Annotated in this window: 19 protein-coding genes; 11 read left to right on the top strand and 8 right to left on the bottom strand. The window is 69.2% G+C overall.

Annotated features, from left to right (window positions below; translation table 11 throughout):
- Positions 1-1,176, top strand: a 1,176-nt coding sequence (locus ABT186_RS17285) for an MFS transporter (RefSeq protein WP_351925621.1), incomplete at its 5' end; no start/stop codon positions are given.
- Positions 1,177-1,209: 33 nt separating this feature from the next.
- Positions 1,210-1,503, top strand: a complete 294-nt coding sequence (locus ABT186_RS17280; protein ID WP_351229924.1) for a DUF1330 domain-containing protein — start codon at positions 1,210-1,212, stop codon at positions 1,501-1,503.
- Positions 1,504-1,679: 176 nt separating this feature from the next.
- Here the strand turns inward: ABT186_RS17280 and ABT186_RS17275 are convergent, their stop codons facing one another.
- The 3 genes from ABT186_RS17275 to ABT186_RS17265 all read right to left on the bottom strand — a co-directional run bounded on the left by ABT186_RS17275 (position 1,680) and on the right by ABT186_RS17265 (position 3,018).
- Positions 1,680-1,850: a hypothetical protein gene (locus ABT186_RS17275; protein ID WP_351925634.1), complete on the bottom strand. Its 171-nt coding sequence runs from the start codon at positions 1,848-1,850 to the stop codon at positions 1,680-1,682.
- A 5-nt stretch (positions 1,851-1,855) separates the two neighbouring features.
- Positions 1,856-2,320 (bottom strand): hypothetical protein, encoded by a 465-nt coding sequence (locus ABT186_RS17270; RefSeq protein WP_351925619.1) that lies wholly within the window; start codon positions 2,318-2,320, stop codon positions 1,856-1,858.
- A gap of 191 nt (positions 2,321-2,511) precedes the next feature.
- Positions 2,512-3,018, bottom strand: coding sequence for a hypothetical protein (locus tag ABT186_RS17265; RefSeq protein WP_351925617.1), 507 nt, complete (start codon positions 3,016-3,018; stop codon positions 2,512-2,514).
- Positions 3,019-3,077: 59 nt separating this feature from the next.
- Between ABT186_RS17265 and ABT186_RS17260 the strand changes: the two genes are divergently transcribed.
- Together ABT186_RS17260 and ABT186_RS17255 are read left to right on the top strand one after the other, a co-directional pair.
- Positions 3,078-3,461, top strand: coding sequence for a DUF8757 domain-containing protein (locus tag ABT186_RS17260; protein WP_502973229.1), 384 nt, complete (start codon positions 3,078-3,080; stop codon positions 3,459-3,461).
- A 59-nt stretch (positions 3,462-3,520) separates the two neighbouring features.
- Positions 3,521-4,783 carry a hypothetical protein gene (locus tag ABT186_RS17255; protein ID WP_351925615.1) on the top strand — a complete coding sequence of 421 codons (1,263 nt, stop codon included), beginning with the start codon at positions 3,521-3,523 and terminating at the stop codon, positions 4,781-4,783.
- 423 nt (positions 4,784-5,206) lie between these two features.
- Here the strand turns inward: ABT186_RS17255 and ABT186_RS17250 are convergent, their stop codons facing one another.
- Complete coding sequence (locus tag ABT186_RS17250; protein WP_351229914.1) at positions 5,207-5,629, bottom strand: secondary thiamine-phosphate synthase enzyme YjbQ; 423 nt, start codon at positions 5,627-5,629, stop codon at positions 5,207-5,209.
- Positions 5,630-5,734: 105 nt separating this feature from the next.
- On the opposite strand from ABT186_RS17250, the gene ABT186_RS17245 reads away from it, so the two are divergent.
- Complete coding sequence (locus ABT186_RS17245; RefSeq protein ID WP_351925632.1) at positions 5,735-6,823, top strand: NAD(P)-binding domain-containing protein; 1,089 nt, start codon at positions 5,735-5,737, stop codon at positions 6,821-6,823.
- A 70-nt stretch (positions 6,824-6,893) separates the two neighbouring features.
- Here the strand turns inward: ABT186_RS17245 and mltG are convergent, their stop codons facing one another.
- Both mltG and ABT186_RS17235 read right to left on the bottom strand, forming a co-directional pair.
- A complete protein-coding gene (gene mltG, locus ABT186_RS17240; protein ID WP_351229912.1) occupies positions 6,894-7,730 on the bottom strand; it encodes an endolytic transglycosylase MltG in 837 nt (278 codons plus the stop codon).
- Between the two features lie 43 nt (positions 7,731-7,773).
- A complete protein-coding gene (locus ABT186_RS17235; protein ID WP_351229910.1) occupies positions 7,774-9,576 on the bottom strand; it encodes an ABC transporter ATP-binding protein in 1,803 nt (600 codons plus the stop codon).
- 96 nt (positions 9,577-9,672) lie between these two features.
- On the opposite strand from ABT186_RS17235, the gene ABT186_RS17230 reads away from it, so the two are divergent.
- Entirely contained in the window at positions 9,673-10,143 is a 471-nt protein-coding gene (locus ABT186_RS17230) for a MarR family winged helix-turn-helix transcriptional regulator (RefSeq protein WP_351229908.1), read from the top strand.
- Positions 10,144-10,345: 202 nt separating this feature from the next.
- On the opposite strand, the gene ABT186_RS17225 is transcribed toward ABT186_RS17230, so the two are convergent.
- Positions 10,346-12,016: a peptide-N4-asparagine amidase gene (locus ABT186_RS17225; RefSeq protein WP_351229906.1), complete on the bottom strand. Its 1,671-nt coding sequence runs from the start codon at positions 12,014-12,016 to the stop codon at positions 10,346-10,348.
- 223 nt (positions 12,017-12,239) lie between these two features.
- On the opposite strand from ABT186_RS17225, the gene ABT186_RS17220 reads away from it, so the two are divergent.
- The 4 genes from ABT186_RS17220 to ABT186_RS17205 all read left to right on the top strand — a co-directional run bounded on the left by ABT186_RS17220 (position 12,240) and on the right by ABT186_RS17205 (position 16,891).
- Positions 12,240-14,060 (top strand): ABC transporter transmembrane domain-containing protein, encoded by a 1,821-nt coding sequence (locus ABT186_RS17220; protein WP_351229904.1) that lies wholly within the window; start codon positions 12,240-12,242, stop codon positions 14,058-14,060.
- Complete coding sequence (locus ABT186_RS17215; RefSeq protein ID WP_351229902.1) at positions 14,057-15,874, top strand: ABC transporter ATP-binding protein; 1,818 nt, start codon at positions 14,057-14,059, stop codon at positions 15,872-15,874. The genes ABT186_RS17220 and ABT186_RS17215 overlap by 4 nt, the downstream gene beginning before the upstream one ends.
- 236 nt (positions 15,875-16,110) lie before the next feature.
- Entirely contained in the window at positions 16,111-16,581 is a 471-nt protein-coding gene (locus ABT186_RS17210) for a DUF5709 domain-containing protein (protein WP_351229900.1), read from the top strand.
- Between the two features lie 34 nt (positions 16,582-16,615).
- Positions 16,616-16,891 (top strand): type B 50S ribosomal protein L31, encoded by a 276-nt coding sequence (locus ABT186_RS17205; RefSeq protein ID WP_351925613.1) that lies wholly within the window; start codon positions 16,616-16,618, stop codon positions 16,889-16,891.
- Positions 16,892-16,920: 29 nt separating this feature from the next.
- Here the strand turns inward: ABT186_RS17205 and ABT186_RS17200 are convergent, their stop codons facing one another.
- Entirely contained in the window at positions 16,921-17,715 is a 795-nt protein-coding gene (locus ABT186_RS17200) for a metal-dependent hydrolase (protein ID WP_351229896.1), read from the bottom strand.
- 145 nt (positions 17,716-17,860) lie between these two features.
- Between ABT186_RS17200 and ABT186_RS17195 the strand changes: the two genes are divergently transcribed.
- Complete coding sequence (locus tag ABT186_RS17195) at positions 17,861-20,374, top strand: DEAD/DEAH box helicase (RefSeq protein ID WP_351229894.1); 2,514 nt, start codon at positions 17,861-17,863, stop codon at positions 20,372-20,374.
- Positions 20,375-20,379 lie beyond the last annotated feature (5 nt).

Genomic DNA, 20,379 nt, shown 5'->3' with positions numbered 1-20,379 from the left:
GCCACGATCCTCGCCACGCTGGCGGTCGTCGTCGCCGGCAGCGCGCTCACCGTGCTGCCGCTGCCGTTCGCGTGGCTGCTGGCCGGCAGGGCGGCCCAGGGCGTCGGGCTCGGGCTGACGGCGCTGATGATGGGCGTGGCCCGGGACCACCTCCCCGAGGAACGCAGCGCGGCCGTGATCGCCCTGATCTCGGTGGTCTCGATCATCGGGGCCGGCGTCGGCTACCCGCTGGCCGCACTGCTCGCCGAGCTCGGCGGGGTACGGGCCGCCTACGGCCTCGGCCTGGTCGTCACCGCCGCCGCCCTCCTGACCGCGTGGCGCTCCATGCCCGAAGCCCCCGAAGGCCGCTCCGCCCACGTGGACGTGGCAGGCGCGGTCGTCCTGGCCGCTGCGCTGCTCCTGGTGCTGTTCCTCGCCGGCGAACGGAATCTGTGGAGCCGGCACCTCGCCGTGGCGGCGGGCCTCGCCGTCGTCGCGGTGGTGCTGCTCTGCGTCTGGGCCGTCATCGAGCTGCGCAGCACGACGCCCCTGGTCGATGTGCGGGCGGTGCGGCACCCGGCGGTCGCCGGGGCGAACCTCGCCATGTTCGTCGGCGGGATCGGCATGTACCTCCTGCTCACGCTCATCACCCGGTACGCGCAGACGCCGCACGGCGCCGGCTACGGCTACGGCTTCGGGCTGACGACCTTCGTCGCCGGGCTGGTCCTCATCCCGTTCTCGGTGCTGGGGTTCGTCGCCGGCAAGCTCACGCCGCGGGTCCGGACGCGGATCGCCGACCCCCTGCTCCTGGCCGGCAGCGCCGTCGTGGTCGGCGGCGGGTTCGCCCTGTTCGCGGCGGCCCGGTCGGACCTGGCCGAACTGTTCGCGGCGATGGGCGTGCTCGGCTTCGGCGTCGGCGGCTTCTCGGCCGCGATGCCCGGCGTCATCCTGGCCGTCACCCCCAAGAGCGAGACGTCGAGCGCCATGAGCTTCAACTACGTCGTCCGCAGCGTCGGGTACTCCCTGGGCAGCGCCATCGGCGGCCTGATCCTCGCCGCGGGCACCGGCCCCGGCCACCTCTTCCCCGACGACAGCGCCTACACCACCGCGGCGCTGGTCGGCATCGGCGCCATGGCGATCACGACGCTGACAAGCCTCGCTCTCGCCTGCCGACGCTCGTCCGAGACCAACCCGTAAGTCAGATGCACTCATCCCAACACTGGAGGTTCCATGCCCAAGGGCTACTGGGTCAGCGTCTACCGCACCATTTCAGACCCTGAGAAGCTGGCTGCTTACAACAAGCTGGCCGGTCCGGCCGTCAAGGCCGCAGGCGGTCGCACCTTCGTCCGTGGCGGTCGGGTCGCGGCGCATGACGCCGGAATCGCCGAGCGCACCGTCCTGATCGAGTTCGACAGCTTCGAGCAGGCCGTCGCGGCGCGCGAGAGTGCGGCCTACCAGGAGGCGCTGGTCGCCCTCTCCGACGGCGTCGAGCGCGACTTCCGCATCGTCGAAGGCATCGACTGACCGAGGTCCAGTCGGATCTTCACTGAAGATCCACCATCTTGGTTTTCGCTGGTGCGGCTGCTGGTGTGGCGGGGTTCGTGGGTGCTCGTGCTGGTCGTGGGCGGCTGTCTTCGGTCTTGATCGTCTGTCAGCGGTCGAGTTCGAGGTTCGTCAGGACGAGCAGGGCGCGGAGCTGGTTAGTGGCGCGGGCGGGGCTCGTGCGGAGTTTGGTGAGGATGCGCCAGGTCTTCAGGTGCGCGAGGCCGTGCTCGACGGGGGGCGCGGCCGGCGGCTTTCAGGTGCTCGACGATGTGGTCGTGGCGGGCGGCGGTGATGTCGTGGGTGCGCCCGGGCCTCGCGGCGGAGATCCAGATCAGGCGTCCGCGTTCGTCGGTGAGCGCGAGGAAGTGCAGGCCGTGGCGCTTGTCCCCGAATAGTTCTTGCGGTTGTCCTTGCCGGTGCGGCGGCGGGTGGGGATGAGGGTGCCGTCGATCAGCACGGCCTCCCCGCCGCGTCTGGCGACCTTGGCCAGGGCGCGGTCCAGGCGCGGTACCCCGGCCGCCAGCAGGGCGACGACCTCGTCGGTCCAGCGGCGGATCGTCGTGGCCGCGATGCCGTTACCGCCGGCCAGGTCGGCGGCGCGCTGGTCGTGGCGCAGCACGGCCAGGACGATCACGACGATCCGGCCCGCCGACAGGGACCGCCACCGCGATCTGATTGCCTTCAGGTGCTTGCGCAGCAGGTCGGTGACGTATCGGACAGTTCTCGTAGACAGCGGCAGGGCGCACTGATAGACCAGGGAGACGGCGTCCCCGGCCTGCTGGTTCTTGTTCTTCACACAACTTCAACGAGCACCGGGGACGCCCCTTACGGCCGGCTCTGCCGCCCGCCCGGCTCGCCCCTATATCAAGGTCCGCATAATCGCCGGTATGTGGGACGGACGCACGGCGGTCCGGATGCTCGCCGCCGATCCGGGCACCACCTTCGGGTGGACAGCCTCCGCTCTCGCCGCGCAGGCCAGCGGCCAATTCACGGGCCCACCGCAGGCGCGATCCGGTAAGGGTCGCCGTCACGGCGGCTCAGAAGGCGATCGTGAACCGGCCGTCGGCGAGTTTCCGCAGCCAGGTCGGCCAGCCGGTTCAGCTTCGCCCGCAGCGGCTCCAGCTTGCCCCGCACCTCGACCGGCAGGCCGAGCACCTCGCCGACGGCCCGGACCGTGACCGGCCCGGCCGCCTCCCGCACGATGGCCACCAGCCGCTGATGGTCCTGCGGCAGCACGTCGGGGTCGATACCGGCGGCGCGGGCCGGGATCAGCAGCACCGACCGGCCGCCCACCTGGACCTCCGGCGCCGGCGGCGCGAGCGACAGGTACTCCCCGAAGCCCTGCTCGCTGGTCCGCTGCACGACCCGCCCGGCCACCACCAGCTCATCACGCTCGACCCGCACATCGGCCAGCTGCTTGACCAGCTCCTCTTCCAGCAGGTCCAGCTCGGCACGTCGCGTGGCGATCCGCTCCAGCATCCCCTCATCCGTCATGACACTCCAGCGTAGGAACCGCACCGGCCACCACGAGCCGGAACAGCCCACGAACCACCCTGACGAACGATCTACACCCAAGACACCCGCACACGACCAGCACGAGCGCCTACGAACCCTGCCTGCGCCAACTGGAGTGGGTGCCACTGGAGTTCCGCTACCGCTTCCGCTGCGATGACTCCGACTGCACCGGTCACGACATGGCGCTCCGGGACTGGGAGGCCGGCGAGTCCTACCGCAAGTATCTGCGCCAGTACGGGCAGCAGGGTGTCGAGGAGAAGCTGCGGGAGCGTTGGTTCACCCGGATGTTCGCACCGGACCACATCGTGCACTGCTTCGTCGGCAACCTGTCCAAGCGACCCAGAACGTTCATGCTGCTCAGCCTCTTCTATCCGCAGCGCGGCATCGTCGAGAACTACCAGGAAGAGCTGTTCTCGCTGTAAACGCGCCATACACCACGCCTCATCCGATCGAAGGCCCTCTCAGCCCGCCGGGAATTCCCGTGGAAGCGGCGGGCATTGTCTCCGGGGCAGCTCACCTGGGAACCGGGGGGACCATATGCATCAGGGCCTCCCACGGCATCTGCCCCATCGAGCAGAACGCTGCACCACCCGAGCGGCCCGGCCGCAATCCGACACCGCCACCTCCCAGAACTGCGCCTAAGGCCCGTACGAACTACACGGACCAACTCCTCGAAGAACTGGCCGCGAACGATGGCTGCCTCATCAAGCCCATCGAATCCGGCCCACACCCGGTGAATTGGACGTCCCGGGTAAACGCCGCCCGCAAGTCCGGCAAGATCCCCCGCACACAAGAGCTCTACGCATACCGCACCCACCGCGGCTACGAAATCAAACTCGTCGACATCCCCGCCTGGCGCCTCGCCGAACTCACCCCTCTCCCCGTTCCGCCCAGAATCACCAAACCCCACTCCGTCGTGGCCGCCCTCCAAAAGCAGCCACAGCCCATGGGCCTCACCAGACCAATCCAAGGCCGAGCCCTGCGCATCATCCAGGCCCTCATCATCGCCGCCGAAACACAGGGACATAAGGCAGGGCTCGGCACCACGCAAATCGCTCCCCCACCCCACCGTCGCCGCAGCGCACCACCACACTTCACCATCACCGCCCAAGGCGAAAGCGTCGGATTCCTCGTCCTTCAAGAACAGGACCGCAGCGAGCACATCCCCACCGACAAGGAACTCGCCGAAGCCAAGAAGTACTCATGGATGCGCATCGCCCGCTCCGACTACACCCCCTCCAACCGCCTGCGCTTCATCCTCAGCGGCGGCAACCCGCACCGCGCCGGCGAATGGACCGACCTCCCCGACCGACCACTGGAAGACCAACTCGCCAAGATCACACAAGAAATCGATCTCCGTGGTGAAGCCGCCGAACGCAAACGCCACGCGGACCAGCAGGCCCGAGAAGCGAAGCAACAGCGCTGGGAAGCCGCCATGCAGGAAGCCCGCGCCGCATACGCCCACGCCTATCGCGTCAAGCACCTCGAAGAACAGGCAGACGCCTGGCGCCAGGCCAATCGCCTGAGCGAATACGTCACAGCCGTACGCGACCACTCCACATCAATGCCGCCCGGGCAGGAAAGGACCGAGATCGAGGAGTGGCTCGCGTTCGCGGACGCGCACCTTCAGTACCTCGCCGAGTCCGCCTCGACACCGAAGCTGCCCGTGCCACCGAAGGCCAGCGGCGAGGACCTCAAGCCATTCCTCGGTCACTGGAGCCCCTACGGGCCCAACTCCTACTGAGCCCCAAATCGGTATATATCGAGCACGACTTCACCGAGAGAAGGTAAAGGCAAGGTCCTCACGGGCCGCGCCCGGCGCACCGCCGCCTGCGAAAACGAGCACCTGACACCCCATCAGAACATGCGTCAAACGTGCGTCAAAAGCGCCTTGCATGCGTCGAATATGCGTCAAGATATCGCCTGTAACGCCCACAGCGCACATAATGCACACTCGACGAAACAGCAGGTCAGCGGCCCTTTTCGGCAGGCTCAAGGATCGCGACGCATTCAACATGATGGGTCATCGAGATCACATCAACGCTGCATGACGCATGAACCGGGACGACGCACCCTCGTCACGCCGATTCCGTCACGCATAGCACGACGTTCGACGTCCCTGACCAGCGACCGACCGACAAAAATTGCTCCTCGGCAGGCAAGAAAGTCACCCCAGGAAGCTCAACCGGACCCGACGGTCCGTGTTACTGGTGTTCGTGTCCACCAGACACACAGATTGCCACGTCCCCAGTTCCAGTCGGCCGCCGATGACCGGCAGGGTCGCGTGGGGCGGGACGAGGGCCGGGACAACGTGGTCGCGGCCATGGCCGGGGCTGCCGTGACGGTGCTGCCAGCGGTCGTCCGCCGGGAGGAGCGTGTGGAGGGTGGTGAGGAGGTCGTCGTCGCTGCCGGCACCCGTTTCGATGATCGCCACGCCGGCCGTGGCATGCGGCACGAAGACGTTCAGAAGGCCGTCCCGGCCGCTCGACACCTCACGGAGGAAGGACTCGCAGTCGCGGGTGAGGTCGATGACCGTCTCCGTGGAACCGGAGGCGACATTCAGGATGCGCGTAGAGAAAGGATAGGACATACCTCCATCCTCACCCATGCAACCGTGCCCAACCTCGTCGCGAGCGGGCGCCGCCCCCTCGGGCCGGTCGGGAAGATCCACGGCACCGGTGCGGTTGGTGGAAGCGTGAACAACACCGGGGTCCATGAGATCGAGGTAGTCGTCATAGGCGCTGGGCAGGCCGGACTGTCCAGCGCCTATCACCTGCGTCGCACCGGTTTCGAGCCGGACCGCGACTTCGTGGTCCTCGACCACGCCCCCAGTCCCGGGGGAGCCTGGCAGTTCCGCTGGCCCTCGCTGACGTACGGCAAGGTGCACGGGATGCACGCGCTGCCCGGCATGGAACTGACGGACGCGGATCCGGCGCGGCCGTCGTCCGAGGTCATCAGCGAGTACTTCGACGCCTACGAGCGCGCCTTCGACCTGCGCGTGCACCGGCCGGTCGACGTACGGGCCGTGCGTGAGGGCACGGATGGGCGACTGCTCGTCGAGACGCCGGCCGGGACGTGGTCGACGCGAGCCCTGATCAACGCCACGGGTACCTGGGACCGGCCCTTCTGGCCACGCTATCCCGGCCAGGAGACCTTCCGGGGGCGGCAGTTGCACACGGCCCAGTACCCCGGGCCCGAGGAGTTCGCCGGACAGCGGGTGGTCGTGGTCGGGGGCGGTGCCTCCGGAACCCAGCATCTGATGGAGATCGCCCCGTACGCCGCCGCGACCACGTGGGTGACCCGGCGGCCGCCGGTGTTCCGCGAGGGACCGTTCACCGAGGAGGTGGGGCGGGCGGCTGTGGCGCTTGTGGATGAACGGGTACGGCAGGGGCTGCCGCCGAGAAGCGTCGTGTCAGTGACGGGGCTCCCGCTCAACGACGCGGTCCGGCAGGCGATCGCGGACGGCGTCCTGGACCGGCAGCCGATGTTCGACCGGATCGTGCCGGACGGCGTGGAATGGGACGACGGACGGCACGTGGACGCCGATGTGATCCTGTGGGCGACCGGCTTCCGGGCCGCGATCGACCATCTCGCCCCGTTGCGGCTGCGCGAGCCGGGTGGCGGCATCCGGGTCGAGGGCACTCGGGTGGCCTCCGACCCACGGATCCACCTGGTCGGCTACGGCCCGTCGGCCAGCACGATCGGCGCCAACCGGGCGGGGCGCGCAGCAGTACGGGACATCAGGCGGCTGCTGGCCGGAGAACCGGTCGCCGCCGTCGCCTGACATCCGCCCGGGTCGGGGGTGCCAGTCGGCCGCACGGGATGTCCCGGGCAGGACTCCGGGTTCGCGGCGTTCAGTGGGACGACGAGTTGCTGCCGCGCGACCGGTTGAACTCCTCGACGTTCCGCCGCTGCTCGTCGTAACTCGCCGTGAACCGCGTGTCGCCCGGCTTGACCGTCACGAAGTACAGCCAGTCGCCCGGCGTCGGGTTGATCGAGGCACGCATCGCGTCCTGTCCCGGATTGGCGATCGGCGTCGGCGGCAGGCCCATGCGCTGGTACGAGTTGTAGGGACTGTCGATCTTCGTGTCGGTCATGGTGGTGTTCAGCGTGGAGCGGTTCATCGCGTAGTTGAGGGTGGAGTCCATCTGCAGCGGCATGCCCCGCTCCAGGCGGTTGAAGATGACCCGCGCCACCCTTCCCATGTCGGCCTTGGTCGCCGCCTCGGACTGCACGATGCTCGCGACGGTGACGGTCTGATAGACGCTCATCGCGTTGCGCTGGGCACCCGCGGTGATCGTGCCGCCGCTGAACTTCTTGTTCGCGGTGTCGACCATGTACTCCAGCACGGACTCCGGGGTCGCCTTCTCATGGATCGGATAGGTGGCCGGGAAGAGATAGCCCTCCGGGTTGCCCAGCGCCTCGGCCGGAAGCTTGAGGTGGGCCTTGGAGAGGGACTTCTTCGTGGCGCCGGGCGCCAGCCCGAGGGCCTTGTCGATGGCTTCGTAGACCTGGGCGGCCCGTCGGCCCTCCGGGATGACCAGGGAGAAGGTCCGGCTCTCCCCCGCGCTGTACAGGATCAGCAGCACCGCCACCGCGGTGGCCGCCACGACGGTTGCGGTCGTGAAGAGGACGAGCCGGCCCCGGCGCGTCAGTCGAATCGGCTTCGGTGACGGAGTGTTCTTCTGCATGCGGGCACGGTAACCCGACGCATGCCATAAACCCGACATATCATCATCTTGTCGGCTCCAGTTGGGCGTCCCTCCGAACAAGAGCGGCATACCGCCCACCCAACTCCAACAGCTCTTCGTGCGTGCCCCGTTCGACAGTGCGCCCGGCGTCGAGGACGACGATCTGGTCGGCCCCCCGAATGGTGGACAGTCGGTGGGCGATGGTGAGCGTCGTGCGGTTGGCCGACAGGGCGTCGATGGCCTCTTGGACCGCGTGTTCGGTCCGCGTGTCGAGCGCGCTGGTCGCCTCGTCGAGGATCAGGACCGGCGGGTCCCGCAGGATGGTGCGGGCGATGGCGAGCCGCTGCTTCTCGCCGCCCGAGAAGCGGTGACCTCGCTCGCCGACGACAGTGTCGTACCCGTCGGGCAGTGAGGCGATGTGATCATGGATCTGGGCCGCCTTCGCCGCCTCGTACAGCTCCTCGTCGGTGGCGTCCGGCTTGGCGAAGCGCAGGTTGTCGGCGACCGAGGCGTGGAAGAGATACGTCTCCTGGGACACGACGCCGACCGCGCGGGCGAGCGTGTCGAAGTCCAAGTCGCGTACGTCGACACCGTCGAGCGTGACCCGCCCGCCCGTCACGTCGTACAGCCGCGGCACCAGATAGCTGAGCGTGGACTTCCCGGAGCCGGTCGGGCCGACCACCGCGAGGCTGCCGCCCGGCGGGACGGTGATGTCGATGTCCTTGAGGATCGCACCGCTCTTGTCGTCGTAGTGGAACTCGACGCCCTCGAAACGGATCTCGCCCTTGACCCGGTCGAGGTGGACCGGCTCGTCCGGCTCGGTGATGTCGATGGGCAGGTCGAGGTACTCGAAGATGCGCTGGAACAGGGCGAGCGAGGTCTGGATCTGGACGCCCGTGGACAACAGGCTGACGGTCGGCCGGAACAGGCCCTGCTGGAGCGAGACGAACGCGACGAGCGTGCCGATGGAGATGGACGGCCCGCCGAGTTGGAGCGCGATGCCCGCGGTCCAGTAGATGACGGCCGGCATGGCGGCCATGACGATGGTGATGACGGCCATCCGCCACCGGCCCGCCATGTTCGACTTCACCTCGAGGTCGACGAGGCTCTCGGACTCGCTCTCGAAGGACTTGGTGAGCGAGTCGGCGCGGCCCATCGTGCGGCCGAGCAGGATGCCACTGACGGAGAGCGACTCGGTGACCGTGGCGGCCATCGCGGCCATCTGCTTCTGGCGCTGGGTGGCTATCTTCTTTCGTTCGTTGCCGACGCGTCGGCTGATCCATACGAACAACGGCAGCAGGAGCAGCGAGACGACGGTGAGCCGCCAGTCCAGGGCGACCATCGCGACGATCGTGGCGACCACGCTGGTGAGATTGGAGACCAGGGAGGTGGCGGTGGAGGTGACCGTCGCCTGCATGCCGCCGATGTCGTTGGCGATGCGGGACTGGACCTCGCCGGTGCGGGTGCGCGTGAAGAAGGCGAGCGACATGCGCTGCAGCCGGCCGTAGACGGCTGTGCGCAGGTCGTGCATGACACGCTGGCCGACCGTCGTGGAGATCAGGGTCTGCAGCACGCCGAAGACGCTGGTGACGACTGCGCTGAGGATCATGCCGAGCGCCAGCAGGCTCAGCAGGCCGGTGCGTCCCTGCGGGATCGCGACGTCCAGCGTCTCCTTCAACAGGAACGGCGTGGCTACGGAGACCAGCGACGAGGCGCCGACCAGCAGGCCGACGATCGCGAGCCGGCCGCGGTACGGCTTGAAGAGCTTCAGGATGCGGCGCACCTGGCGCGGCTGCTCCGGCGAGCCGCCAGGTGACGGGGTCCAGGTGGGTTGGTCGGGATGCATGGGCTCCTACGGAGGTGAGACAGCGATGCGAGCTTCAAAAGCCTAGCTCATTGTTACCTATACTCACAATGAACAAGGTCCTGATATTGTTCCCGCATGACCACCCCCGATCCCGACAGCCTGCTCGCCGAGCAGTTGCTGCGGCTCACCCGCCGAGTGCACCGCATCCAGAAACGCCATCTGGAGCGGTCGGACCTGGGCATCACACCGGCCCAGTCACGGCTGCTGCGCAACCTCGCACATTTCGGCTCACCGCCCCGCATGGCGGATCTCGCCGAGCGCTTGGAGGTGGTGCCACGGGCGGTGACCACACTGGTCGACGGCCTGGAGGCGAGCGGGAAGGTACGCCGGGTGCCCGATCCCAGCAACCGGCGAGTGATCCGGATCGAGGTCACGGACGAAGGCCGCCAGACACTGCGTGCGCTCCGCACCGCGCGCAGGTCCGCGGCTGAGGAGATCCTGGCGCCCCTGACGGACGAGCAGCGCGAGGTGCTCGGCGGTCTGCTCAATACGTTGATCGACGGCGGTGACCTCCACGTCCCGCCCGGTCAAGGGCATCGCTGCTGACCTTCGGCACGCACGTCCGAAACGCAAGCGAAGAGCCGCCACCCCCGCTCGGTACCGCTGGAGCGAGAGCGCGCGGGCCGCGACGCGCATCGAGTCCTTGCGCAGGCGATCTGCGCGAAGAGTGAGGTACACAGCATGCGTGCGACGCATCGCGGCAGGGGCGGGACACATCGCGCGCGTGACGCGCCGCACGCAGTCCGGTTCAGCAGCCGCCGCGGTCCTCTGTGAGCACTCCCTGAACCGTCGTCAACCGCCGGTCGTAGCAACCGTCCGGGCCGTGCAGCCGGTAGCGCTCGCTCGTCGTACCGACCGCATGCCGCTGGTCGCGCGGCACATTGGTCGTGTAGGTGGCGTCACCGGTGTAGGTGTCGTCGAGCCATGACCACACGGTGCGCCGACCGCCGCCGGTCCCGACGACCACAGCCCGGTCACCGAGCGTCAGAACGGTGCGCAACCGGCCGTCCGCGCCGAGCGTCGTGGTGCCGTCCATCGTGTAGGTGTGGCGGGTGTGCGTCGTGCGGGCGGGGCCGCGGCCGTCGACGCTGACCGACTCGGCGTCCGTCCAGGTGGCATCGAGCCCGTCCGTGTCCTCTCCGCCGGTCCAGCGGTGCACGGACGTGTTCGCCAGCGTCCGGCTGACGGTGGTCGTCACCCTGCCGTGCGAGGTGTCGACATACCCTGCGACCGTCAGCCGGTGACTGCCTTCGGTGTCCAGCCGGTTCTCCGAACCTGGCGTGTACACAGAGGAGTTGGCGAGGTCACCCGTCTGATGGACCGTGAGCTTTCCGGTGACCCGTGCGCTCTTCGCGTCCTGCCAGACCAGTACGTTGACCGGGGTGCTCCACCCCGTCTGCCCTTCGGGCACGCCCACGACGGAGACCTCGACCCGGTGCGTGCGTCCGTCGTCGAGGATCCCGGCGAAGGGCGTGAGGTCGTATTCGATCGGCTTGATGTCGAACGCGCGCGGTCCCGGAATCACGTACCAGAGGAAGGGATTGGACCAGCCGCCGGTCCATACGGTCGGGAACGGCGCCGCGATTCCGGCGAGCCGGCCATCGATCGTGATCTGCACCTCTCGGCAGGGGCCGCTGTCCGCCTTGCAGGAGTACGGCGCCGAGTCGGGCACGGTGAGGTACCAGTCCTCCTCGCAACCGCCGCCCGAGCCGGTGGCGTACACCTCGGCGACGATTCGTTCGCTGTTGCGGGGTGTGGTCAGCGTGCCGTCCTGGAGGGTGAGCACGCGGTCGGGGGTAGGGGCGGGCCTGCCCGTGTAGAACGTCAGGGTGGCCTTGACGTCGATGACCCCGGTGTACGTGTCGTCGACGACGTTACCGATGAGCATCTCGACGTCACGACTCTGCCGGAACGTATCGCTGTACCGTGTGACGTCCTTCTCGACGGACCACTCGATGCCGTCCGGCGACGGCTCCGGCGTGGACGTACGGAAGATCTCGACCCCGCCGACACGCAGATAGCCGAGGCGGTCGAACTGCCGTCCCTTGACCTTGCCGTCGAGGCGCAGCACGACCTTGCTCCAGCGGTCGCCGCAGCCGCTCGGCGGGGTGTACGTGCCGCGGTACGGCGTGAAGTCGCGGAACTGCGCCTCGGCAAGCGCGACCTGACAGGACCGGGTGTCCGGCTTGGCGACCGGCGGAGCGGCGGTCAATGGATCGTGCCAGTCGGTGCCGAACTCGGCGGGCGGGGTGACGCCTGCGGTGGACGGACCCCTGGGCAAGGATGTTTCGGAGGAGGCCGGAGCGAGTGAGGCCGCTCGGGACCGCGAGACCTCAGCCGACGCAGAGCCCGCTCCGAGGAGGAGGCTCACCGCGAGAGTCGCCCCGGTTAACATGGACATGACGATCCGACTTCTCATGTCCCGTGTTTCTACGGGGAGTCGGCCCGGCCCGCAATGAGTAGCCGGGGGCTCAACGGGCCGGATCTCTCCGTCCGGGCAGAAAACCGTTTGCCTCCGACCACATTCCGACGCCACCCTTTCACGGTTTGTTACGAGCATGCGCGGACGCGCGGAGGCACTGCCTCGGCCTGCCACCGCACCGCGCCCCCGGTCCATCCCTGACACGAGCCACTGGGACGTCATGCAGATTCAAGACCTTCCGTATCCCGACCCGGGTGTGCCGGACGCACGTTCGGGTCCCCGATTCCTGTGGTGGCTCGGCCGGAATCAGCTGGGCGGGCAGGCCAAGTCCCTCGTGTGGGGGTTGCTGCACTTCCTGTCCGTCTGCGGGCTGCCGTTCTGCGTCGGTCTCGCGATCCAGGCCGTGGTCGATCGCTCGGGCGCACGGCTCGCCCTGACGGGCGGACTTCTCCTGCTGTGCGGGGCGGGTATCGCCCTGGGCGACACCATGCTGCACCGCACCGCGGTCACCAACTGGATCACCGCGGCCGCCCGGGTCCAGCAGCTCCTGGCCCGTAAAACGGCCCAGCTCGGCTCCGCCCTGACCCGCCGGGTCGCGGCCGGTGAGGTCGTCGCGGTCTCCACCGGCGACGTCGAGAAGATCGGCTGGTTCGTGGAGGCCGTCTCGCGCTTCAGCGCGGCCGCACTCACCGTCGTGGCCGTCTGCGTCTCGCTCGTCGTGTACCAGCCGGCTCTCGGCATCATCGTGGCCGTGGGCGTACCGGTCCTCGCACTCGCGGTGCTGCCGCTGCTGCCTCGGGCGACCCGGCGCGCGGACACCCAGCGCGAGAAGGCGGGCCGTGCCACCGAGCTGGCCTCGGACACCGTGGCGGGCCTGAGGGTGCTGCGCGGCATCGGTGGCGAGGAACTGTTCCTGGACCGCTACCGCAAGGCCTCGCAGGAGGTCCGCACAGCGGCCGTACGCAGCGCCCGGATGTGGTCGCTGATCTCGGCGATCCAGGTGCTGCTGCCCGGACTGCTGATGATCGCGGTCGTCTGGCGGGGTGTGCAGCTGGCCCGCGAGGGCCGGATCGCCGTGGGCGAGCTGGTCACCGTGTACAGCGCGGTCATGCTGCTCACCTATCCGCTGCAGCACTTCCAGGAGATCGCGATGGCGTACTCCTTCTCGCGGCCGTCCGCCCGGCGCGCGGCCCGGGTGCTGTCCCTGGAGCGCGCAACGGACTCCGAGGGCTCCCGCGAGGCCTGCGTACCGGCCGGCGACCTGTACGACCCCCGGACCGGGCTGCTCGCGCCCGCCGAGCTGCTCACCGCCGTCGTCTGCGGCGACCCCGACGCGGCGGGCGTGCTGGCGGAACGGCTGGGCGGGCACCCCTCCGAGGAGAGCACCTCGGTGCTCCTTGGAGGGGTGCCACTGGACGAACTGCCCCTCGACTCGGCCCGCACCGCCGTCCTCGTCCAGGACAAGGACCCGGTGCTGCTGTCCGGTTCGCTGCGTGAACTGCTCGACGTGCCCGCCTCGGGCGGGGTCAGCTCCGAGCAGGCGCTTGCCGCCGCGCAGTGCGGCGACGTTCTGGACGCGCTCACGCAGGGGTCGTCGGCCGCCCAGGACCCCATGGACGCACGGATCACCGAACGCGGCCGGTCTCTGTCCGGCGGCCAGCGCCAGCGGCTCGCCCTGGCCCGGTCGCTGATCACGGACCCGCAGGTGCTGGTCCTGGACGAGCCGACCTCCGCCGTCGACTCACACACCGAGGCACGGATCGCCGAAGGCATCCGGGAGCTGCGGGCGGGCCGTACGACCGTCGTCTTCACCTCGTCGCCGCTGCTCCTGGACCGCGCGGACCGGGTCGTGCTGGTGCACGAGGGCGAAGTAGCGGCGGTCGGCCTGCACCGCGACCTCATGCAGGGAGAGCCCCGGTACCGCGCGGTCGTGACCCGCGAGACCGACGACGATGCCGCCGCACGCAACGACGTGCCGGCAGAGGACGTACTGGCGGACGACGTACTGGCCGAACTGGAAGAGATCGAGGAGAGCGCATGATCGGCGTGGCGCCACCGGCGTACGACCCGGCGGCCCCGACGACGGCGAACACACTGCCCGTCGGCGCCCCCGCCACCGTACGCGCCTACGTGGCCGAACTGTTCCACCGGCACCGCCGGGCCTTCCTGCTGCTCATCGCCGTGAACACGGTCTCCGTCGTCGCCTCGATGGCGGGCCCGTATCTGCTGGGCGGGCTCGTGGAGCGGGTGTCGGACGGCGCGCGGGAGCTCAACCTGGAGCGCACCGCCGCGCTGTTCGTCCTCGCGCTCGTCGTCCAGGCCGTGTTCATGCGGCTGGTGCGGCTGCACGGTGCCGTACTGGGCGAGCGGATGCTGGCCGATCTGCGGGAGGACTTCCTCGTACGGTCGGTGGGACTGCCGCCCGGCGTTCTGGAGCGGGCCGGGACCGGCGATCTGCTGTCCCGGATCACCACCGACATCGACCGGCTCGCCAACGCGATGCGCGAGGCCGTCCCACAGCTCGCGATCGGCGTCGTATGGGCGCTCCTGCTGCTCGGCGGCCTCACCGTCACGGCCGCGCCGCTCGCTCCGGCGGTGCTCGTCGCGGTGCCACTGCTGGTGATCGGCTGCCGCTGGTACTTCAAGCGAGCTCCCTCGGCCTACCGCTCCGAGGCCGCCGGGTACGCCGCCGTGGCCGCCGTCCTCGCCGAGACCGTGGACGCGGGGCGGACCGTCGAGGCCCACCGCCTCGGCGACCGGCGCATCGACCTGTCGGACCGGCGGATCAGGGAGTGGACCGCATGGGAGCGGTACACCCTGTGGCTGCGGTCGGTGCTCTTCCCGGTCGTCAACATCACGCATGTCACGGTCCTGTCCTCGGTCCTGATGATCGGCGGAGTGTTCGTCCTGCACGGCTGGATCGGCATCGGCCAGCTGACGACGGGCGCCCTCATCGCGCAGATGCTCGTCGATCCGGTGGGCCTGATCCTGCGCTGGTACGACGAACTGCAGGTCGCCCAGGTGTCGCTGGCCCGGCTGGTCGGGGTCCGCGACATCGAGCCGGACACGGGCGACGCCTCGGTGGCACCCGACGGGCGCGACGTCGTGGCCGACGACGTGCACTTCGGCTACCGGGCAGGCGTCGACGTGCTGCGCAAGGTCTCCCTGGAGGTGGCGCCCGGCACCCGGCTCGCCCTGGTCGGGCCCTCCGGCGCGGGCAAGTCCACGCTGGGCCGGCTGCTGGCCGGAATCTACGCACCCCGCGACGGCCGGATCACTCTGGGCGGCGCGGAACTGTCCCGGATGCCCGCCGAGCAGGTGCGCTCTCACGTCGCCCTGGTCAACCAGGAGCACCACGTCTTCGTGGGCTCCCTCCGGGACAACCTTCTGCTGGCCCTCCCCCACTCTCGGCTTCCCTCGAGCAGGGGGACCTCCATGGATACCGTCGACGCGGAGTTGTGGGTGGCACTGGGCGCGGTCGACGCGGACGGCTGGGCGCGTGCGCTGGACGACGGGCTGGACACCGAGGTGGGCTCCGGGGGATTCGCGCTCACCCCGGCGCAGGCGCAGCAGATCGCGCTGGCCCGGCTGGTGCTCGCCGATCCGCACACGCTGGTCCTGGACGAGGCGACCTCTCTCCTCGACCCGCGGGCGGCCCGCCATCTGGAACGCTCCCTGGCCCGTGTCCTGGACGGCCGCACGGTCGTCGCCATCGCCCACCGGCTGCACACCGCCCACGACGCCGATGTCATCGCCGTCGTCGAGAACGGACGGATCAGCGAGCTGGGCAACCACGATGAGCTGGTCGCCGCTGACGGAGCGTATGCAGCCCTGTGGCGTTCCTGGCACGGATGACCCCCCGGCCCCCCACGCGCGGCAGCGGTCCTGGGGCAGCAGTCGGCCGCCCGTCCCGGGCCGCGGCCCCGCTGCCGTTGCGCGGTGCCGAAGGGGGGTGGAAGGCTGGATGTGGCAACGGCGCGGGGGACGTGCCGCAGCCATCCGGTCGGGGAGGGAGCGGCCCGCGCCGAGTCTTGACGTCCGCCGCCGTGCGCGGCGGCACCCGGTCCCGTCCCACCACCTGGAGGTAACCCGTGGACAGCACCGACGGATGGGGAGACGACGTCTACCAGCCCGACGGATCCGAGGTGCAGGACGACGCGGGGCTGCTCGACGCCGAGGACACCTTGCTCTCCGACGGGGTCAGCGACCCGCTCGACCGGGGCTGGTCACCACCGGAGCGGCCGTGGGCGGTGGAGCACGTGGGCGTGACCGCGGACGAGGGGCACCGCGGCGAAACCCTGGACCAGCGCCTGGCCGAGGAGCTTCCGGACATCACGGTCCCTGACGGCGACGACATCGGGGACTGCGCGGACAGCGACGGCGAACCCCTGGACAACGAGGTGGGGGCCGCCCGCTCCGGCCGTCTCGTCGCCCCCGACGAAGGGGCGCACGAGGACGAGGAGAACGGTCTGATCGCCACCGACGTCGGCATCGACGGTGCGGCGGCCTCGGCCGAGGAAGCGGCCATGCACGTCGTCGACGAGGACACCCTGTCCAGCTGATGCCACCCGCCGCCACGCCACGCAAGGAGCCGCCATGCAGCAGGACAAGCATCCCGACTACCACCCCGTCGTCTTCCGCGACCGTGCCGCCGGCTATGCCTTCCTCACCCGGTCCACCGCGGCCAGCGACCAGACCATCGAGTGGGACGACGGCGAGACGTACCCGGTGGTGGACGTCGAGATCTCCTCCGAGAGCCACCCCTTCTACACCGGCAAGGCGCGGACGGTGGACTCGGAGGGACGCATCGCCCAGTTCGAGCGGAGGTACGGCAGCGCGGGACTGCGAGCGGGCGGAGACGCCACGGCCTGAACAGGCCGGGCCCGGGCCCACCTGGTCGGCTAGATGACGTTGAGCGCCGCCGCGCAGCCCACACCGCCGAGCAGCACGAACGCCGGCATCAGCACCTTCAGCTCGACCCAGCTGCCCGCCCGGAACCGCATCGCCTTCGGCGGGCCCACCGGGAACCAGCGCTTGCGGCCCACCGGTATCGGCCAAAGGATCGGGCAGCCCGAGACCGTCAGCGCGTCCCCGATGTCGTGCACCAGGGCGCCCAGGACGATCGGCAGGCCGAGCCACAGATACTGCTGGCCCGGTGCGGTGAACAGCCAGTCCGAACCGTTGCCCGGCTTGTCGAGTATGCCGGCCAGGATCCAGGCGCTCGTCGCAGCCAGAAGCCAGACCAGGACGTCGCTGCTCGAACCGCGCGCCGCCCGCCACAGCAGCCCCTCGATGGCCAGCACCATGTGCACGAAGAGGATGGCCAGCACCGCCCACCGGCCGCCAGTGATGGCCGCCACGGAAGTACCCGCGCCGATCAGTGCCGCCCACAGCCAGGTGTGCGTCAGCGTACGGTGGCCTCCCGACCGACGCGGGTCGCCCTGTTTCCTTGTCGCCTTGTAGACGGCGTACGACAGCTTGTCGACGATCTCGCACAGCCAGTGGGAGATGGGTCCGAATGCCCGTGAGATCGTGGCTGCCTTGTGGTCCAGGTCCGGGGCCAGCGCGGCACCCGCGCAGATCAGCGCGCCTACGAGGAGAACCGGCCAGGGCATCGGATGACCCGCCGCGGCGGCGGCCGCCCCGACCCCGAGCCAGGCAGCGGCCCCCGACAGTGAGTGTGCTGGTCCCATCATGGCCGCTTTTCGCCCCATTCTTCTTGCAGCGCTGCCCCGTTGTCCGTGCACGCTGACGCTTCGTCGGCGCCACAGCGTAGCGTTTGTGATCTTCCGCCTGGCATCCGATTCCCCCATCGGGTGCGAGGACAGGCAAGATGGGGGCGTGACCCTCATCGATCAGCTCCCGCCGACCGCAGACCCCGACGCCCTCTACGAAGCCTTCGAGTCGTGGGCCGGGGAGCGCGGCCTCACCCTCTATCCGCACCAGGAGGAGGCGCTGATCGAGGTGGTCTCGGGAGCGAACGTGATCGTCTCGACTCCCACAGGCTCCGGCAAGAGCATGATCGCCGCGGGTGCGCACTTCGCCGCACTCGCCCGGGACGAGGTCACCTTCTACACCGCGCCGATCAAGGCGCTCGTCTCGGAGAAGTTCTTCGAGCTGTGCAAGCTCTTCGGCACCGAGAACGTCGGCATGCTCACCGGCGACGCCTCCGTCAACGCCGACGCCCCTGTGATCTGCTGCACAGCCGAGGTCCTCGCGTCCATTGCGCTGCGCGACGGCCGGCGGGCCGATGTCGGCCAGGTCGTGATGGACGAGTTCCACTTCTACGCCGAGGGTGACCGCGGCTGGGCGTGGCAGATCCCGATCCTGGAGCTGCCGCAGGCACAGTTCATCCTGATGTCCGCGACCCTCGGCGACGTCTCGATGTTCGAGAAGGACCTGACCCGCCGCACCGGGCGGCCGACGGCGGTGGTGCGCTCCGCCACCCGTCCGGTGCCCTTGTCGTACGAGTACAAACTCACCCCGCTCACCGACACGCTCACCGAACTCCTTGAGACCCAGCAGGCCCCGGTCTACATCGTCCACTTCACCCAGGCGCAGGCCGTGGAGCGGGCCCAGGCGCTGATGAGCATCAACATGTGCTCGCGCAAGGAGAAGGACGAGATCGCCGAGCTGATCGGAAACTTCCGCTTCACCACCAAGTTCGGCCGCAATCTCTCCCGTTACGTGCGGCACGGCATCGGGGTCCACCACGCCGGCATGCTGCCCAAGTACCGCCGCCTGGTGGAGAAGCTGGCCCAGGCGGGTCTGCTGAAGGTCATCTGCGGCACGGACACACTGGGCGTCGGAGTCAACGTCCCTATCCGCACGGTGCTGTTCACGGCGCTGACCAAGTACGACGGGAACCGCGTACGCACTCTGCGCGCCCGTGAGTTCCACCAGATCGCGGGCCGTGCCGGGCGCGCGGGATTCGACACCGCGGGCCTGGTCGTGGCGCAGGCGCCCGAACACGTCATCGAGAACGAGAAGGCACTCACCAAGGCCGGCGACGACCCGAAGAAGCGCCGCAAGGTGGTCCGCAAGAAGGCACCGGAGGGTTTCGTCGGCTGGACGGAGAACACCTTCGAGAAGCTGATCGCCTCCGAACCCGAGCCGCTCACCTCCCGCTTCCGCGTCACCCACACGATGCTGCTGTCGGTGATCGCCCGACCGGGCAATGCCTTCGAGGCCATGCGTCATCTGCTGGAGGACAACCACGAGCCGCGCAAGCAGCAGCTGCGGCACATCCGGCGTGCCATCGCGATCTACCGCTCGCTGCTGGACGGCGGCATCGTCGAGAAGCTCGACGAGCCGGACGCCACCGGCCGCATTGTGCGTCTCACCGTCGACCTCCAGCAGGACTTCGCGCTCAACCAGCCTCTGTCGACCTTCGCGCTGGCCGCGTTCGAACTGCTCGACCCCGAGTCTCCGTCCTACGCCATCGACATGGTCTCCGTCATCGAGTCCACTTTGGACGACCCGCGTCAGATCCTGGTCGCCCAGCAGAACAAGGCCCGCGGCGAGGCCGTGGCCGCGATGAAGGCGGACGGCGTCGACTACGAGGAACGCATGGAGCGGCTCCAGGATGTGACCTACCCCAAGCCGCTGGAGGAACTGCTCTTCCACGCATACAACACGTACCGCAGGAGCCACCCCTGGGTCGGTGACCATCCGCTGTCGCCGAAGTCGGTCATCCGCGACATGTACGAACGGGCGCTGTCCTTCACTGAATTCGTCTCCTTCTACGAGCTCGCCCGCACCGAGGGCATCGTGCTGCGCTACCTGGCCAGCGCCTACAAGGCCCTCGACCACACCGTCCCGGACGACCTGAAGTCGGACGATCTGGAGGACCTGATCGCCTGGCTCGGCGAGATGGTGCGCCAGGTCGACTCCAGCCTGCTGGACGAATGGGAGCAGCTGGCCAACCCGGAGGAGATGACGGCGGAGGAGGCCCAGGAGAAGGCCGACGAGGTCAAACCCGTCACCAAGAACGCGCGCGCCTTCCGGGTCCTGGTCCGCAACGCCATGTTCCGCCGTGTGGAGCTCGCAGCCCTCGACCAGATCGAGGAACTCGGTGAGATGGACGCCGAGGCCGGCTGGGACGCCGAGGCCTGGGGCGCGGCCATGGACAAGTACTGGGACGAGTACGACGAACTCGGCACCGGCCCCGACGCCCGCGGCCCGAAGCTGCTGATGATCGAGGAGGAGCCGGAGAACGGACTGTGGCGCGTCCGGCAGACCTTCGCCGACCCGAACGGCGATCACGACTGGGGCATCAGCGCCGAGATCGACCTCGCGGCCTCCGATGCGGAGGGTCGCGCCGTCGTCCGGGTCACCGACGTCGGCCAGCTGTGAACACA

Origin of the sequence: Streptomyces sp. NPDC001634 (assembly GCF_040298185.1) — a bacterium.
Lineage (GTDB): Bacteria > Actinomycetota > Actinomycetes > Streptomycetales > Streptomycetaceae > Streptomyces.
This window is presented reverse-complemented; position numbering and strand designations above follow the sequence as displayed.

What these genes read in the sequence shown, in the direction of transcription:
- ABT186_RS17280 (WP_351229924.1), top strand. Translation starts at nt 1,210, where the DNA reads ATGCCCAAGGGCTACTGGGTCAGCGTCTACCGCACCATTTCAGACCCT.
- ABT186_RS17265 (WP_351925617.1), bottom strand. Translation starts at nt 3,018, where the DNA reads ATGACGGATGAGGGGATGCTGGAGCGGATCGCCACGCGACGTGCCGAG.
- ABT186_RS17250 (WP_351229914.1), bottom strand. Translation starts at nt 5,629, where the DNA reads ATGTCCTATCCTTTCTCTACGCGCATCCTGAATGTCGCCTCCGGTTCC.
- mltG (WP_351229912.1), bottom strand. Translation starts at nt 7,730, where the DNA reads ATGCAGAAGAACACTCCGTCACCGAAGCCGATTCGACTGACGCGCCGG.
- ABT186_RS17235 (WP_351229910.1), bottom strand. Translation starts at nt 9,576, where the DNA reads ATGCATCCCGACCAACCCACCTGGACCCCGTCACCTGGCGGCTCGCCG.
- ABT186_RS17230 (WP_351229908.1), top strand. Translation starts at nt 9,673, where the DNA reads ATGACCACCCCCGATCCCGACAGCCTGCTCGCCGAGCAGTTGCTGCGG.
- ABT186_RS17225 (WP_351229906.1), bottom strand. Translation starts at nt 12,016, where the DNA reads ATGAGAAGTCGGATCGTCATGTCCATGTTAACCGGGGCGACTCTCGCG.
- ABT186_RS17220 (WP_351229904.1), top strand. Translation starts at nt 12,240, where the DNA reads ATGCAGATTCAAGACCTTCCGTATCCCGACCCGGGTGTGCCGGACGCA.
- ABT186_RS17215 (WP_351229902.1), top strand. Translation starts at nt 14,057, where the DNA reads ATGATCGGCGTGGCGCCACCGGCGTACGACCCGGCGGCCCCGACGACG.
- ABT186_RS17205 (WP_351925613.1), top strand. Translation starts at nt 16,616, where the DNA reads ATGCAGCAGGACAAGCATCCCGACTACCACCCCGTCGTCTTCCGCGAC.
- ABT186_RS17200 (WP_351229896.1), bottom strand. Translation starts at nt 17,715, where the DNA reads ATGATGGGACCAGCACACTCACTGTCGGGGGCCGCTGCCTGGCTCGGG.